This window comes from bacterium (assembly GCA_035281585.1).
Lineage (GTDB): Bacteria > UBA10199 > UBA10199 > DSSB01 > DSSB01 > DATEDP01.
This window is the reverse complement of record DATEDP010000072.1, coordinates 1-16645: the sequence shown is the minus strand read 5'-3', so window position 1 is coordinate 16645 and position 16645 is coordinate 1. Positions and strand designations below refer to the sequence as shown.

Sequence of the window (16645 nt, the reverse complement as noted above, 5' to 3'; positions counted from 1 at the left end):
AGTCCTTCCGCCCCACCGCCGAGTCCCGGCGCTCCAATCAGTTCACCGCCGCCGGCCGGCGCTCCAGCGGCTCCGCCGCCGTCGAGCCCGACCACCCCGGCCCAGCTCGTCCCGGTCATCGGACCGCTCTCGCCCGATGAGACCCGGCTCCGCCTGGCCCGCGGCCTCAGGCTATTTTCGGAAAATCACCTCGATACGGCCAGGCTCACCCTCCAACCGGTGGATCAAGAGCCGCTCGGCAAGGCCGTCCTCGAGAAGATCGAAGGCCATGAAGCCCATTTCCGCGGCATTCAAGCCAGCGCCGTCCTCAAGGCCCTGGCGGTGGATCACGGCCGGGAGCGCGAGCTCTCGGAATCCGAAAAAGAAAATCTCGGCAAAGCCCTGGCCGACATCGAAACCCAGCTCTTGGCCAAGCCCGGCGCTTCCTGGAGCCAGGCCATCGAAGCGGCCAAGCCGGGGCTGAGCGCCGATGCCCTGAAAGTTTGGGAAAGCTTCGCCGCCGGCGAAAAAAGCCGGATCAACGAATTGGAGAGCCTGTTCAAGGAAAAGGACCGCGAGCTCTTGGCGCTGGGCCTGATCAACCTGGCCGAGCGGCTCCGCGGCCAGCATTACTTCAGCACCGCCTGGACCCTCGCCCAATTGGCGGCCGAATTCCCCAAAACCCAGGAAAAGGCCAAGGCCCTCATCGATCACCTCGAGGGCCAGCGCAGCAGCACCGAGTACATTATCAGCGATATGTTCGACCAGGGCGGGACCTCGATGGCGATCAACCTGCTCTCGCTGTTTCCGGCGGTCGGCGGAGCCCGGCGCCTTTCCCAGTGGGGCCGCCTCGCCGCCAAGCCTTTCTGGCTGCGCTATCCGACGACGCTCTTGGCCGGCGGCTCGATGCATTGGGCTTCGACCAAGGGATTGATGTGGGCCACCGGCTACGACGGCCAGATCATGCCGCGCAGCTGGGGCGAGTTCGGAGGCGAGCTCGCTTCCTCCACCGCCCAGACCGGCCTAGCCCTGCTGCTGGCCAATCGCTTCTGGAAGATCAAGCCGGCGGCGGCCAAGGAAACCGAAAGCGCGGCGACCGCGGCCATCGGCTTCCGGCAAAGAGCCGTGACGGCCCTCGCCAAAACCCCCGGCGCTCTCTGGTGGATGACCAAAACCACCTTGAAGGTCGGCACCGTCACCGCCGGCGATCTCGCCACCCAGTGGGCCTTCCACAAGGCCGGTTGGAAGGAAATGACGCCCCAGGGCTTTCCCCAAGGCTTGGTGAAGGCTTTCATGCCCGGAGTCGACGAAGCCCGGCAAACCGTGATTTCGACCGCCGAGGCCCGGCGGCTGCTCGAGCGGCATTACCAAGCCCTGAACGGCGCCCAAGCTCCCGGTCATAGCGTGATCGAGGCCGGCTTCAACCTCGACCTTTTCCTCACCCAGCTCGATCCCTCGCTCGACGGCGACCGCCGCGAGATGGCCTATGCCGCCTTGGCCGCGGCCTCGCAGCAAAAGAAATTGGGCCTCAATATCCGGCGCTGGGTGCTGGAAAAGAAGCAGCGCGGCGAATTCAGCAGCGCCAACAAAACCCTGGAGCGTCAGGGAATTCCGGTGCGCCTCGACCAGGACGGCTTCGTCTGCTTCACCGATTCGCAGACCTTCCCTTGTCCCTGACCTTGGGGACTGGGGTCGGCTTCATAAAATTTCATTTTAGTTGATTCCAGCCCTCGCCCTTCCTTCCGATCATTTCTATTATTAAGCGAAATCGATAACTTAGATTTTCCTCCCTTTGGCAATCTTGCTGCAGAAGAAGCGCTAAGCAGCTTAGGAACAAGGGAGCCGTGTGACTTCAATCGGTCTCAATAATAGAGCATGGGAGAGCCGCCCGGGGATTGAGCCGGAACTTAGCGCCGCCAAGCAGCCGTTCGGGCCCTCCACTCCGCCGTCCACGTCCACCTTTTTGGGAATTGCTTCGGCCGCGCCGAAAATGGGGGTTTCGTCTCCGGGCCTGATTTCAAAACTCTTCTGGGGAGCGGAGGCGGTCGAAAGAAAGCCACTGGAAGCCCGCCGCCGCTCGGTTCAAGAGCTCTTGCTGGAAATTCATCCACCCGAGGCTCGGATCGGCCGCCGCTCGCCCCAGGAGTTAGAAAGAGATCCCTTCATTCAAGCGCTGGCCCGAGTCGATCGCGAAGTCGGCGGGCACGTCACCCGATTGCTGCGAGATTCGATCGACTCGTCGCTCGGCTTCTCCGAGTTGAAGGCCCTCTACCAATCTCCCCGGATCGAGGAATTTTTTCAAAAATATGTCGAAGTCCGGGAGGAGATCCTGCGCCGGGACCCCGACTACATCCGACAACTCAGCTTGGAAATGGCGATCGGGCGGATCGGCCAAGGGGATGTCGAGCTCGAAGCCTTGAGCCGGAGCGAGCTCGAAAAATATCGCGACGACCTGCTCGGACGCCGCGACACGATCCGCTTGATCCGCAATGACCTGGAAGCGGAGATCGCCGGGGTCGAGAGCGAAGAGGAGAGCCGGCGCTTGGCTGCAGCCGAGTACTCCGCCGATTTAGGCGACGGCGAGGCCGATGAACCCACCGACGACGTCGAAACTCCGACCAGCGAGGCCCTTGTCGCCGCCCGACAGAAATTGGCGCTCTTTAACGGGCTCATTGAAGAATTAGAAATGCTGGAATTCGGCGCCGACCCGGATCTGGCACCCGACTTCGAGGAGCTGGAAGGCATCGTCGGGGATTTCTCAGCCTACGAAGAAGAATGGGTTTGGAAACAGCTGGAGGCCCAACTTGCGGCCGTTGAAGGACTGGATGGGAATCACTCTAAGGTTCGAGAATTCAAGGCGGCTCTCGAAGCGCTGCAAGAAAATCCCAGCTCCACCGTTCAAGACTATCGGGCGGTCTTAGCCAAAGCCGAAACGGCGGCGCTTTGGACTTCGGTCGAAGCGCGGATCGACCTTTACAGCGAGATGCACGATTCGGCCGCGATGACCGACGGGATTATTCATCTGGGCAAGGAAGCCCTTCGAATCGCCACTTTGATTGGCGGCGGACCTTTGGCCTATGAGGCCTATCGGGAAAATTCGGAATCCGACGTCGATGGAGCTTCGGCCTACCTCGAGATGCAGACCCGTTACATCGCGGTTCACCGAACCTTGACTGAGGGCGATGAGGCCGAAGCCCGGAAGCTCTTCATCCGGCTGGAAAATTCCCCAGAACAGGCCGGCCTAATGGCGGGCTTCCAAGACTCGCAGCGGATCAATCAGTGCACGGTCACGGCGGCGATCGTGACGGCATCGGCGGCGACGGCCGGGATCGCGGCCGAGCTGATCGGCGGCGCGGCGACGGCCTTGGGGATGACCCGAGGCTTGAGCCTGCTCAAGTTCGGCAGCCATGCCGCCGCCTTCACCGTGGCCGAGCGCGGTTACACGAGCTGGGTCTACGATCGGAGTTTTTTCGATCCTCAATTGAGTTCTTCGGAGAATGCCCGGGGCCTCGCTTGGGATATGGCGCTGAACGCCGGGATGTTCGCGTTTTTGGGCCGGGCTTTTCACAGCTTTGAAAAATATTTGGTCCTTCCCTTGGCCAGAACTCGGGCCTTAGCCAAGCTCGGACAAGCAGAGACTCAGCTCAGTGGGGAGCTGATTCGTGCCGAGCGGGAAATTCTGCTCAACCAAATAGCGACCGGCATTCCGCTGCGGCTGGGAAGGCTTGGCGCCGAGCTCCTCGCTTTCGGCCAGTGGGAGGCGATTGCCCAGAACCTCGAGCTCAACCGAGAAAATCTTAAAAGCGGCAAAGGCTTCGGCCTAGTGTTCCCGGCGGAAATTTTATTCTCGCTCCGCGCTTGGGAAGAGCGCTTTGTTTTTCTGATCGCCTTGAAAGCCGGCGGCCTGCTCGCGGCCCCGCTCAGCAGGCCGCTCCAGGAGCGGTTGCAGCATTGGTTGGCGAAACCCAAGGCCACGCTCACGACGGCTTTTACCGACGTCACCTAAGTCGAGCCGACCACCGAAGCTCCCCGAAAGACTTTAGATCCCCAAGATTACCTCTCCTCGCTCGCCGGGAAAGATCCCATCGGCTCCGGCGGCGGCATGGCGGCCTTCGAATTCGCCGGCGACCCTGGATTGATCCTCCTTTTGCCCAAGGGCGCGCGATGGGAAGGAAATAAAATCGAATTCCGGGATGCGGAATTTTATCGCCCCTTTCTCAAGGAAACCCTCGATCACTACGATGCCGTGGCCCATCTGACTTATCGAGATCGTCCGCTGGCTCCGCGGATCGAGGGGCTTTTGAGCGATGGCAAGGGGAACCTGGCGGGTTTCTTGATGGAAAAAGTCGCCGGCAAGAACCTCTACGATCTCGTCCAGGACGGCGAAATTTCCCCGGAACAAATGAAGAGAGTTGAGGCCCTCCTCCGCGAGCAACTTTCGATCTTGCACCGGAACGGCCTGGCCCACGGCGATCCCGAGTTTCTCAACGTGCTGGTTCAGCTCGGGGCAAACGGCGAGGTCATCGACGCCCGCTTCATCGATTTCACCCGGCCGAAGAGCGACAAATACGAGCCGACCCACGGAACGCCCCAATATGACCTCGATGTCATGGCGGAGGAGCTGAAGCATTATTGGGAAAAGGCCGGGCACAAAAAGATCCCAGTCGTCAAAGACCCCTTTTTCTACCTCCTTGAAGAAAGCCGAGCCATGAACCGCCACGGGCTGCTTCCGATCAGCCAATGGTACAACCAAGCCGAGGCCGGAGATTTGGCCGCCGCCGAGCGATTGCGAACCTTTTCGATGGAGCCGTTTAAAAAATATCTTCAAGATCCGAGCCTGGATCGCCATGAGCAAGATGCCTCTTTGCAGCTGCTCTATTTGATTCGTCATGGAAATTTGCCGGCCTTCGAATTGCTCGTCGAGACGGCCCGAACTCACTCCCAACATCTTTTGACGCTGGCGGGCGAATTAGCCCCGGAAAGCCCGGTCGCCTTGCTTTTGCGCGGCATGCCGATCGAGGTCCATCTTGCCGACACCGATAACCCCATCCGGATCGTGAGCAAAAACGCCAAGCTGGCCTTGGAAACCCTCGCTGAATTCGGAAACGCCGACGCCGCCGCGGCGCTGCGCGAATTGAAAGCTAAGGACTCCAAGCTGGCGGTCGACGATCGGGTTTTGCTGGCCGGACAACTGGAAAACGGAAGGCCGGTCCATCTTTACCAAGTCGACGGCGGCCATGCCGCCATCAAAGGCTTATTCAGTTGGATCGTCGTCGCTTTCGGGGCCGATCGGTTGGTCCTCCAGAAAGTCGACGAATGGGCAAAAGAGAATCCGGACGCCAAAGAGGAAATCTTCTTTCAGAAAGAGGGCCGTTTCGATTCCAGCTTCTTGCGAAAAATCTTCCAAATCCTTCCCCGGGTTGGCGGCGGCCACGACGGCCCGCTCAAGCCCAAGGTCGAGGAGGTCGCCAAATTCGTCGACCTCTACGAGAGCGGCGATGAAGTCGCGGGGCTGCGCGGCTTGGTCGAGCTGGCCGAACAGGGCCTCGCTCAGGCGGTGCTCGAGATGCTGGTGCTCAAACTGGGTCCGGGCACCGGCGACCGCCTCAAGATCCAAGAGGCCCTGGCTTCGGTCCGCCCGGCGGCTCTCGCCGATCGGGCACCGGAGGAATATCCGGCGCTGCGTGCCTTGCTGGAGCTGGCGGCCAGCGGCAATGAAGCCGCCCAAAGCACCCTCGCCACCGTTTCCTTGGCCGCCCTCCGAAAAGCCCTGGCCCTTCCGCCCGAGGCCGAAGGCCCCTCCTCCAGCTTCAATCTCGATCTCGCCGACTGCCTCTTTTACGGCAATCCGGAGGCCGAGGAAATTCTCTTCGGCGAGCACCGCCATCAAATCCATCCCGAGCATCTCGCCCAATGGGAGGAGAAGATCCTGCGCGAGGGCCGCTTGAACTACTCCAAGCTTTCGCCCGAGCGCTTGCTGGAGCTGGCCCGGGAAGGCCGCAAGGACATCCTCTTCGGGCTTTTGGAGATGGGGAAGGAGCGAAGCAACCCCACGATCCGGGGCTTGCTCGATTTCCTCTTCTACGAAGAGACGGCCGGTGTTTTGATCGAACGGATCCGCTGGCTGCGCGGCGAAATGGGCCCCACCACTCTGCTGGAGCACGATCTGCAAAGCACTCCCGCCGACCACGTCCGCCGGATCGCCCAGTTCGCCCCCCATCGGGCCGACGCCCAGCGGGCCCTGCTCGAATTGGCCAATGCCGGCCATCCCGAAGCCCGGCGCGCCTTGTCGGCTCCGCCGCTCAACGGAACCTTCGAGGATGGCCAAGAGATGACTCTCTTCCTCGCCGAGTCGGCTGCCCAGGGCCTGACAGCTTGGAAATACCTCGGCCTTCACGGCATGCGCCCCGCTTTCGAAAAGGTCCGGATGCATGAGGCGGAGCCTTACGCCACTCTCCGGCTGCTGGGAATCGAGGGATCCCCCACCCGTTTGAAACCCGGAGCCCATTATTATTTCTTGGAAAAGAACGACGCCGATCCGACCGAGCCCCGCGGCGATCCCTCGCCCTTCAGTCTGCCCTTCATGATCTTCGGGCCGGATTCGCTGCTGAGGCGCGGCTTGGACTGGCTTTGGCAAAAGATCGGCGGCCCCGAAAAACCGGAAGCCGCGGACCGATTCGCGACCTTGGAAAGCAGCCCGGCCGAAGGCTGGGCGCTGGACGAGGCCGGCCAGCATTACTTCGACCATCCCCGCCGCCTCCAATTGACCGACCAGCCCAGCGAGTTCGCCGAGAAGAAATACGGCCGCTGGCGCCTGCTCGACCTCCAGGTCTGGCGGGGCCGCAGCGTCCTCCTGTTGGAGAAGCGAGGGCCGGTGCCGGAGCGGCTTTACTTCGAGACTTCCGAGCCTTTGCGCCGAGCGATCCGGGAAGACGGTCAGATTTACTTGATCGGCAAGGAAACGCTCCTGCCGGTCGACGCCGACCTTTATTTCTTTCCGGTGATCTCGGGCGGCAGCGACGGCAGCGGCTTCGCCTTCGGCCGCCTCGGGAGCGCCGCGGCTCGCGGTCTTCTGCTCAAGGATTTTTCGGGCTGGAAGGGCCGCTTCCGCCTCTATCAAATCGAGCGCCGTGAAGCGGACGGCCTCGGTCAAGTTTGGGTCCTGAAGTCGGCCGATGGCGGCGGGACCGAAGAGCTCCGCTTCCAGGTTGAAGCCGGCGACGCTGGCCAGGCCCATACCGGCTGGAAAACCGGCGACTACCTTTATTTCATCGCCGATAGCGCCAAGGGTTTGTCGGCCCACCCCGAGGACCGGCCGCCCGGCGAGAGTTTTTCGGAAATTTATCGGAATTGGCGGAATTCCCCAGCCGCCGAATCGCGGCGCCGTATTGCCCAGCGGATGTTCGCCGCCAAACCACCGGAGGTTCCGACGAACTCGCACATTCCCAAACCCACGGTGCTCCGCGAGACCGGCGGCGGCGAATTCTTGCTCAAGACCCGCCGGGTCGATGAGGCCGAATACGACGTCCGATATTCGGCGATCCTGATCGGCCACGAAGTCGAGGCCGGCGATCCCTACCGGGAAGCGGCCCAGGTCCGGCTGAGCTTCGGCCTATTCGAGACCATCGAGGATTTTCGCCACTTCAAGGAGCATGGATTTCCCCGCCGCTCTTTCACCTTCCTCGCCACTCGGGCGGAAGCCACCCGGCTCGGCTTCGAATACGATGCCGCCGGCAACTTGCTCTCGCAGTCGCGGGAAAAAAATTGGATCCTCAAGGAAAGCGGGCGGCCGGCCGCCTTGCGGGGCGAATGGCAAGTTTCCCCTTCCGTGCCCGAGCCCCAGCCGCCGCCCCTGCCGGCCGAATACCGGCTCTTCGATTCCGGCGCCGCCGAGGGAAGCGCCGTCATGGTGGGGCGTGGAGCGGCGCCGGCGGGATTCGAAAGCGCCTTTCTCTCGATCGAGGACCCGGTGGTGCGCCGCCGCCATCTCCTGATTCGGCGCGGCGCCGAAAACAAGGTCGAGATTCAGGCGATTCCGCCGGATCGCCGCCCCTCCGAAGGCCGGAATCGCCAGGCCTTTTGGGTGGAATCGGGCGAAGACTGGCTGCCGCTGCCGGCCAACCTGCCCTACATCCTGAAACCGGGCGAACGCTTCGCCCTGGGACAGGTCAATCGCCAGGGTCAGACCAGCCAGGCGCTGGTCTTCCGCCTTTCGGCCGACGGAAACTCTTTAATCTTGGATTAATTTCACCTTGGGCCGGATCAAGGCCAAGATCACGCCGATCAAAACCATCGACAGACTAAGCACCTGGCCCATCGTGAAGGGACCGAGGACGGTGCCCAACTGGGGATCGGGCTCGCGGACGAACTCGACCGGAAAGCGCAGCAGGCCGTAGCCGATCAAAAGCCAACAGGAAACCAAGCCGGGATACTGCTGGCGGCGCGAAATGAAATAGAGGATCGCGAAGAGCAGCGGCCCCTCGAGGAAGGCTTCGTAGAGCTGGCTCGGATGCCGCGGCAGCGGTCCGCCGCGCGGGAAGACCATGGCCCAGGCGACGTCGGTCACCCGGCCGTAGAGCTCGCCGTTGATGAAGTTGCCGAGCCGGCCAAAGCCCAGGCCGATCGGCGCGCAGAGGCCGACGTTGTCGGCGACGTGGTAGAAGGGGACCTTCACCTTCCGCGCGAAAAGCCACATCGCGAGGATGGTGCCGGCCAAGCCGCCGTGAAAGCTCATCCCGCCATGCCAGATCGCCGGGATCTCCAAGGGATTCTCGAGGTAATAGCCGAGGTTGTAGAACAGCACGTAGCCCAGCCGGGCGCCCAGGATCAGGCCGTAAAAGCAGTAGCTGACCAAGAGCGAAACGTCGCCGGCCTCGGGCAGCTGGAAGAGTCCCTTGCGGTAGCGGTGGCGCAGGAGAAAGTAGGCTGCGGTGAAGCCCAACAGGTACATGAAGGCATACCAGCTCAGACCGATCTTGCCGAAGCGGAAGAGGAAGGGATCGATTTGAGGGAATGTGAGGGTGGCGAGCATGGGAAGCCTATAACATGATTCGTATTTTACGCCACGCTGGGAGAAATCCCCCTCGCCCCCCTTTTTCAAAAGGGGGTAAGAATTTTCTGCCCAGCCTCTTACCCCCCTTTGAAAAAGGGGGCTTGGGGGGATTTAAAGCGCCGGCCACCAATAAAAACAGGTGCTTTTGCGAGCTTATCGCCGCAAACCCGCGTCTCCAGTGCATCCGCCGGCCATTAAAATTCCGTCCAGAAAAATTCTCGTTGACCACTACACCTAGTTTAGTTTACACCCGACAGACACAAGATATTGTGTTTCTTCTTCCTTGGTCCGATAATAAAAACAACCAAAAGATGTTCAAAACTAGGGGTTTATGGCCCTTTGCCGCCCCGCGTCACTTGTTCCTGATCGAGAGGAGTGTCCCGCATGTCCGTGAAAGCCCTACCGTCCGTTCGCTCGTCCCGTCGCTCGGCTAGCCAAGCCAAGTCCAAGGGCGTCCAAATTCCGCGCCGCCACACCGAGGCCGGCAAGGATCCTTTGGAAAGCATCGCCTACGAGTACCGCAGCTCGGTGATCACCAATCCCGACGGTTCGGTCGTCTTCAAGATGGAGAACGCCGAGATCCCCAAGGGCTTCAGCCAACTCGCCACCGACATTTTGGTCTCGAAGTATTTCCGAAAAGCCGGCGTGCCCAAGACCGGCCGCGAGACCTCGGCCAAGCAGGTCGTCCACCGCATCGCCCACAGCATCCGCAAGGCCGGCGAAGAGCTCGGCGGCTACTTCGCCAACGCCGAAGATGCCCAATCCTTCGAAGACGAATTGAAATTCATCCTCATCACCCAGCGCGGCGCCTTCAACTCGCCGGTGTGGTTCAACTGCGGCCTCTACCAAGAGTACGGGATCGAGGGCTCGGGCGGAAACCACTTCTGGAATCCGGCCACCGAAACCATTTCGACCACGACCAATTCCTACGAGCATCCCCAATGCTCGGCCTGCTTCATCCAAGCGGTCGACGACGACCTGATGAGCATCTTCGACTTGGCCAAGAACGAGGCCCGGCTCTTCAAATACGGCTCGGGCACCGGCTCCAACTTCTCCAGGATCCGCGGCCACCAGGAGAAGCTCAGCGGCGGCGGCACCTCCTCGGGCCTGATGAGCTTCCTCGAAGTCCTGGATCGCGGCGCCGGCGCCACCAAGAGCGGCGGCACCACCCGCCGGGCGGCCAAGATGGTCTGCCTCGACATGGACCATCCCGAGATCGTCGATTTCATCAACTGGAAGGTGCGGGAAGAGCGCAAGGTCGCGGCCCTGATCGACGCCGGCTACTCCAGCGACTTCAACGGCGACGCCTACCGGACGGTCGGCGGCCAGAACTCCAACAACTCGGTGCGGGTCACCGACGAGTTCATGAACGCCGTCGCCGAGGGCAAGGAGTGGAAGACCTATATGCGCACCACCGGCGCAGTGGTCGACGTCTTCCAAGCCAAGGAGCTCTTCAAGCAGATCGCGTTCGCGGCCTGGGCCTGCGCCGATCCCGGCGTCCAGTACGACAGCACGATCAACCAGTGGCATACCTGCAAGAACACCGGCCGGATCAACGCCAGCAATCCCTGCTCCGAATACATGTTCTTGGACGACACCGCCTGCAATCTTTCCTCGATCAACCTCACCAAGTACCTCAATGAAGACGGCACTTGGGATATCGAGGGCTACCGCCACGCGATCCGCACCCTGATCCTGGCCCAGGAGATCCTGGTCGACTTCAGCTCCTATCCGACCGAGCGGATCGCCCAGAACAGCCACGATTACCGGCCGCTGGGCCTGGGCTACGCCAACCTCGGCTCGGCCTTGATGATCCAGGGCATCCCTTACGATTCCGAAGAGGGCCGCCAGACCGCGGCGGCCTTGACCGCCATCCTCTGCGGCCATGCTTACAAGACCTCGGCCGAGATCGCGGCCGCCAAAGCGCCCTTCCCGGGCTATGAGGCCAACCGCGAACCGATGCTCGAAGTCATCGGCATGCACCGCGACGCCGCTTACAAGATCAGCGCCGAGCATTGCCCGGCCGACCTGCTCCAAGCCGCTCAACAGGATTGGGACGAAGCCCTCAAAATCGGCGAGGTTCACGGCTACCGCAACGCTCAGGCCACGGTCCTGGCGCCGACCGGCACCATCGGCCTGCTGATGGACTGCGACACCACCGGCATCGAGCCCGACTTCGCCTTGGTCAAGTTCAAGAAGCTGGCCGGCGGCGGATATTTCAAGATCATCAACCAGTCGGTCCCGGCAGCCCTCAAAAAGCTGGGTTACTCGGCCCGCGAAGTCGCCGACATCGTCACCTACGTCCGCGGCACCTCCAGCCTCCACGGCGCACCCCATATCAACCGCGAGTCGCTCCGCGCCAAGGGCTTCACCGAGGGTGAGATCGAGAAGATCGAAGGCACCTTGGAAGGGGTCTTCGACATCTCCCAAGCCTTCAGCACCTGGAACATCGGCGAGGAGACCTTGCAGCGCCTGGGCTTCAAGAAGGAGAAGTTCAAGGAGCCCTCCTTCAACCTGCTTTCGGCCCTGGGCTTCACTTCGGCCCAAGTCACCGAGGCCAACGACGTGATCTGCGGCCGGATGACCATTGAAGGCGCCCCGCACCTCAATCCCGAGCACCTGCCGATCTTCGACTGCGCCAATAAGTGCGGCAACTACGGCAAGCGCTTCCTGGCTCCGATGAGCCACGTCCGGATGATGGCTGCGACCCAGCCCTTCCTCTCGGGCGCGATCAGCAAGACCGTCAACCTGCCGACCGAGGCCACGGTCGAGGACATCGAGGAGATCTACACCGAAGGCTGGAAGCTCGGCCTCAAGGCGGTGGCCCTTTACCGCGACGGCTGCAAGATGAGCCAGCCGCTCTCGACCAAGAGCGACAAGAAGAAGGACGAAAAGGAAGAGGCCTCGGCGCTGGCGGCGACTCCGGTCCTGCAGCGCCGGCGGATGCCCCGCAAGCGCCGCGGCTTCACCCAAGAGGCCCGGGTCGGCGGCAACAAGGTCTACCTCCGCACCGGCGAGCACGAGGACGGGACGCTGGGCGAGATCTTCATCGACATGCACAAGGAAGGCGCCGCCTTCCGCAGCATGATGAACTGCTTCGCGATCGCGGTCTCGCTGGGCCTGCAGTACGGCGTGCCGCTGAAGGAGTTCGTCGACGTCTTCACCTTCACCCGCTTCGAGCCCCAAGGTCCGGTCGACCACCCCAACATCAAGTTCGCGACCTCGATCATCGACTACATCTTCCGCCTGCTGGCTTTGGAATACCAAGGCCGGGCCGACCTGGTGCAGGTGAAGCCGACCGAGGAGCAGCTCCGCGACTTGGCCAGCGCCCGCAACTACGCCAAGTCGGTCCCCCCCACTGCTCCGGCCAAGGTCGAAATCCCCGGCACTGAGGCCGGCAAGCCCCAGCTAGCGGTGATCCAAGGCGACAAGGCCGAGGCCCCCGAAGTGAAGGGCGCCGACACCTTGAGCGACCACCTCTCGACCATGATGGGCGACGCGCCGTTCTGCGATCAGTGCGGCCACATCACGGTCCGCAACGGGGCTTGCTACAAGTGCCTCAATTGCGGGAACTCGATGGGTTGCTCGTAAGCAGCTCCCCTGCAAAGTCATTAAAACCCCGCTTCTTTGAGGCGGGGTTTTTTCTTTCTGCCCGGGAGGGGAGCCCGGGGACATCCTCTCCACTTTTTTCCCTGGCCCTCAAGCCGGGCCAGGGAAAGCTTGGTCCGCCGATATCTATTGGATGCTTTGAGGTGATCGACGGCCCAAAAGCCGTTCCGCGGAGTCCCCGGGCTCCCCTCCCTACCTCCTTGCAGGGAAAGAATTCTCGGGACTCCGTGAAGGCGAATGGGCCCCCTGCAACCCCATTGAACCCCGCCTGTATTTCTTTTAACCTTTCCCTAAGCACTCCCCATCCCACCACTATCGGGGGGAAAGAGCCGGCCCACTCCGCCGGAAGATAAAAAATCATGAAAAAATCACGCTTTATCGTCGTCCTGGCTTTTTTGGCGGCCCTCACGCTCGGCGCCTCGGGCTGCGTCATCGAGGATGACGGCTGCTTCGACAATTGCTGCTTCGGCTGCAACCCCGAAATTTTCACCATCCAGCAAGCCATCGACTTCGCCCTGCCCGGCGACACCGTCTTCATCGAGAATGGGGTCTACTCTCCCTCGACCAACGGCGAGTTCTTCCCGATCTTCATGCGCAACGACGTCAGCGTGATCGGCCAGGACCCCGAAAACACCATCCTCGACGCCGAAGGAACCGGCTACGTCCTCGACTTCTTCAACTATAACGTCGGAACCGTGGCCAACTTCACGGTCATCGGCGGGCTGAGCAATTTGGGCGGCGGCATCTACGCCGAAAGCTCCAGCGGCAACATCCAAAACATGATCGTGACCGGCAACCGGGCTTCCGAGGCCGGCACCGGAATCTACGTCGTCACCTCCAGCGGCCTCACGATCACCAACACCATCGTCGTCGGCAACTCCGGCACCCCCGATGCCATCGACGATCCGGCCCAGGTCGACCTCGACGATTCCAACATCGCCTTCATCAACAACGTGGTGGCCAATGGCGACGCCGACGGCGTCCGGCTCAACTTCGGCTCCACCGGAACTTTCGAGAACAACATCTTCTTCGATAACGGCAGCGACGGCTTCGGCGTCGGCTTGGCCGACAACGCCCTCGAGAGCGCGGCCAACATTCTCTACAACATCACCTTCGGCAACGCCGAGGGCGACTACTTCCTCAACGACTTCATCATGACCTCGTCCGAAGCCAACGATTTCTTCCCCGACGACCAGATCGCCAACAACTTCTCGGCCGATCCGCTCTTCAACAATCCGGCCGCCGGCGACTTCACCCTGCAGTTCGGCTCCCCGGCCATTCAAGCCGGCGATCCCAACCCGGTCTTCGACAATCCCGATGGCAGCCGCAACGACATCGGCGCCTATGGTGGACCCGGGGCCGACGGGCCTTAAGCCTGAAGAGCGAACTGTGGCTTAAATCCCCCAAAGCTTTCTAGGAATCTGCACAGAATTCTGAACCGTTCATCAGGCGGCGCTGTTCTCTCGACCCAGCCGGTTTTTTTAAAGGCGCTGGCGCCGAAGCGATCGCCCTCCGCGCCAATCCACTCGGGACGTCGATTTCCTGCTCCCCCCTCTCGCTCGATCCGAGCTCGGCCCGCCGCATCCCGGGCCCTTCGATTTTCAGGCCTGGCACGCCCGTTGCTAATGCCCTCTGTCGCAGGCGGCAGCAAAGAGCCTGTGTGAATTTAAAATGGGAGTGTGGGATATGAAAAAGTTTCTGACTTGCCTCAGCGCCGCGGTCCTGGTCCTGAGCCTGCAACAGGGAGCCGGCCAAGCTTACGAGAACATCGACCTCGACCCGGCTTTCGTCTCCGAGATCGAAGAGATCTTCCACGTCAACGCCGACAAGACGCCCTTTGACCTAGGCCTGGTCTCGGGTGAAGACCCGAACCTCCACCTCTTCCAAGAGGCCGAGATCTACATCACCTTCATCCACGAGAAGGCGATGTTCAAAAATCAATTCGGCTACTTCACCTTCGACGATTGCAACGAGGACGGCCTGATCCAGCCCGAGGAAGTCTTGAGCGAAGAGCTGATCTTCGAGAACGTCTCCGAGGAAGGCGGCGTGATGGTCCCCGGCGACACCGTCAAGATCGGTCCCTTCCCGGCCGGGACCGATCTCGGCTTCTTCGTGGTCGCCGACGGCTACGACGATCCGATCCACACCTACTACACCGTTCCCGAGCTCAACCCCGACGGCGTCCACCACATGGTCATGGTCGGGACCAGCGACGGCGGCAACGTCGCCATCGGCATCGAGGATTGGTTCTGGCACGACGAGGATTGCGACAAGGACTTCAACGACGTCATCTTCACCTTCACGATGACGCCCGAAACCGCCCTCGAAGAGGTCATCGAGGACAGCGATATCCCGGTCTACGACCCCGACGGCTCTTCCGAGGAAGAGCCGGTCCAGGATCCGGCAGCGGAAGCCGATGATCAAGATAGCCTGCCGATCCACCCGGCCGACTTCGAGGGCTTCGAGGGCGAGCCGGGCAGCGAAATCGTCAGCGCCGAGCAGACCAGCGACGTCCTGATGGTGATCGAAGGCAGCGGTCCGGGTTGCAGCCTGAGCCCGAGCGCCGATCAAGGCATCGACCTGTCACTGGCGGCAGTGGCCATCCTCGCCCTGGTCTTCATCGGCCGCGGCTCCCGCAATAAGGAGCTGTAGCAAGGGGCTTTAGCCCCGCTTCCCTAATTTTGAGGTAAGGACCCAAGGCCGCGGCCCTCAAAAGCCGCGGCCTTTCCTTTTTAAGGAACTCGCCGATCCGCGAAGATCCGGTAGAATATTCCGGCCACGATGGCGCCGGCGATCGGCGCCACCCAGAACATCCAAAGCTGTTGGATGGCCCAGCCCCCGACGATCAGGGCCGGCCCGGTGGAACGGGCCGGATTGACCGAGGTGTTGGTCACCGGGATGCTGATCAAGTGGATCAGGGTCAGGCCCAAGCCGATGGCGATCGGGGCGAAGCCTTGGGGCGCCCGCGGATCGGTCGAGCCGAGGATGATCATCAGGAACATGAAGGTCATCACGATCTCGGTGACCAAGGCCGAATGCATCGAATAGCCGCCCGGCGAGTGTTCGCCGTAGCCGTTGGAGGCCAAGCCGCCGCTCAAGTCGAAGCCGGCCTTGCCGCTGGCGATGAAATAGAGCAGGGCCGCCGCCGCAACAGCGCCAAGGACCTGGGCCACGATGTAGGGGATGAGCTCGCTTCCCTTGAAGCGTCCGCCGACGAAAAGGCCGACCGAGACCGCCGGGTTGAGATGGCAGCCCGAGATGTGGCCGATCGCATAAGCCATGGTGAGGACGGTCAGGCCGAAGGCGAAGGCCACGCCGAGGAGGCCGATCCCGACGTCGGGGAAAGCCGCCGCCAAGACCGCGCTGCCGCAGCCGCCAAAAGTCAGCCAGAAGGTGCCGAGAAACTCCGCAAGTGCTCGTTTGCCAAGTGACATCATCTACCTCCGTTCCAGGGTTATCTTTTCGATTGTAGAGATGGATCGCGGACTTGCAATTTTTTTCCGAAAGCAAAGATGAAAATTTGGGCACTAGCAATGAGCGTACCAATTTTAAGGATGGCGAGGCGGCCGTCTTCCGCCTAAGATTCGCTGGTGAAAAAATCTCTTTTCTTGCTTTTAGTCTTGCTGCTCGCCGGCGCTTGCCAGCGCGGTGAAATCTTCAAAATCGAAGAGGTCCGTTTCGAGAAAAGCCAGGGCGAATGCAAGGGCGAGTCCAGCCCCTGCGCCAAGGTCGAGCTGAGCTATCCCGTGTTGAGCGGCGGCAGCGCCGCCGGTCGCGAGCGGCTGAACGGCGAGATTCGGGCCTTCGCTTTACGCCAGATCGACGAGGCCGTCGCCAAGGACGCCGCGGCCTATGCCACCGCCTTTTTCGCCGAATATCAAAAATTCGGCCGGGAATTCCCCAAAGCTCCCCAATCTTGGTGGGAGAACCGTCAAGTGAAGGTCCTGCTCAATACGCCCCAGGTCTTCAGCCTTTCCTCGGAGTGGGAAGGCTATATGGGCGGCG

At 61.6% G+C, this 16645-nt stretch carries 9 protein-coding genes; 7 read left to right on the top strand and 2 right to left on the bottom strand.

What is annotated here, in order from left to right:
* The 3 genes from VJR29_05710 to VJR29_05700 all read left to right on the top strand — a co-directional run.
* The coding region (locus VJR29_05710; GenBank protein ID HKY62900.1) for a hypothetical protein at positions 1-1656 on the top strand (1656 nt) is incomplete at its 5' end.
* Positions 1657-1969: 313 nt separating this feature from the next.
* Positions 1970-3985 (top strand): hypothetical protein, encoded by a 2016-nt coding sequence (locus tag VJR29_05705; protein HKY62899.1) that lies wholly within the window; start codon positions 1970-1972, stop codon positions 3983-3985.
* 96 nt (positions 3986-4081) lie between these two features.
* The gene (locus VJR29_05700; protein HKY62898.1) at positions 4082-8224 is read left to right on the top strand and encodes a hypothetical protein; all 4143 of its coding nucleotides are present in this window, start codon (positions 4082-4084) and stop codon (positions 8222-8224) included.
* Here VJR29_05700 and lgt read toward each other — a convergent pair.
* A complete protein-coding gene (lgt, locus tag VJR29_05695) occupies positions 8210-9010 on the bottom strand; it encodes a prolipoprotein diacylglyceryl transferase (protein ID HKY62897.1) in 801 nt (266 codons plus the stop codon). The two genes, VJR29_05700 and lgt, sit on opposite strands and share 15 nt — an antisense overlap.
* Before the next feature lie 405 nt (positions 9011-9415).
* Between lgt and VJR29_05690 the strand changes: the two genes are divergently transcribed.
* The 3 genes from VJR29_05690 (at position 9416) to VJR29_05680 (ending at position 15292) form a co-directional block, all read left to right on the top strand.
* A complete protein-coding gene (locus VJR29_05690; protein ID HKY62896.1) occupies positions 9416-12622 on the top strand; it encodes a vitamin B12-dependent ribonucleotide reductase in 3207 nt (1068 codons plus the stop codon).
* 377 nt (positions 12623-12999) lie between these two features.
* A complete protein-coding gene (locus VJR29_05685; protein ID HKY62895.1) occupies positions 13000-14013 on the top strand; it encodes a right-handed parallel beta-helix repeat-containing protein in 1014 nt (337 codons plus the stop codon).
* A 313-nt stretch (positions 14014-14326) separates the two neighbouring features.
* Positions 14327-15292 (top strand): DUF4114 domain-containing protein, encoded by a 966-nt coding sequence (locus VJR29_05680; protein HKY62894.1) that lies wholly within the window; start codon positions 14327-14329, stop codon positions 15290-15292.
* A gap of 80 nt (positions 15293-15372) precedes the next feature.
* Here the strand turns inward: VJR29_05680 and aqpZ are convergent, their stop codons facing one another.
* The gene (aqpZ, locus tag VJR29_05675) at positions 15373-16074 is read right to left on the bottom strand and encodes an aquaporin Z (protein HKY62893.1); all 702 of its coding nucleotides are present in this window, start codon (positions 16072-16074) and stop codon (positions 15373-15375) included.
* Positions 16075-16230: 156 nt separating this feature from the next.
* Between aqpZ and VJR29_05670 the strand changes: the two genes are divergently transcribed.
* Positions 16231-16645 (top strand): DUF4163 domain-containing protein (locus VJR29_05670; GenBank protein HKY62892.1); only part of this gene is annotated, 415 nt, incomplete at its 3' end.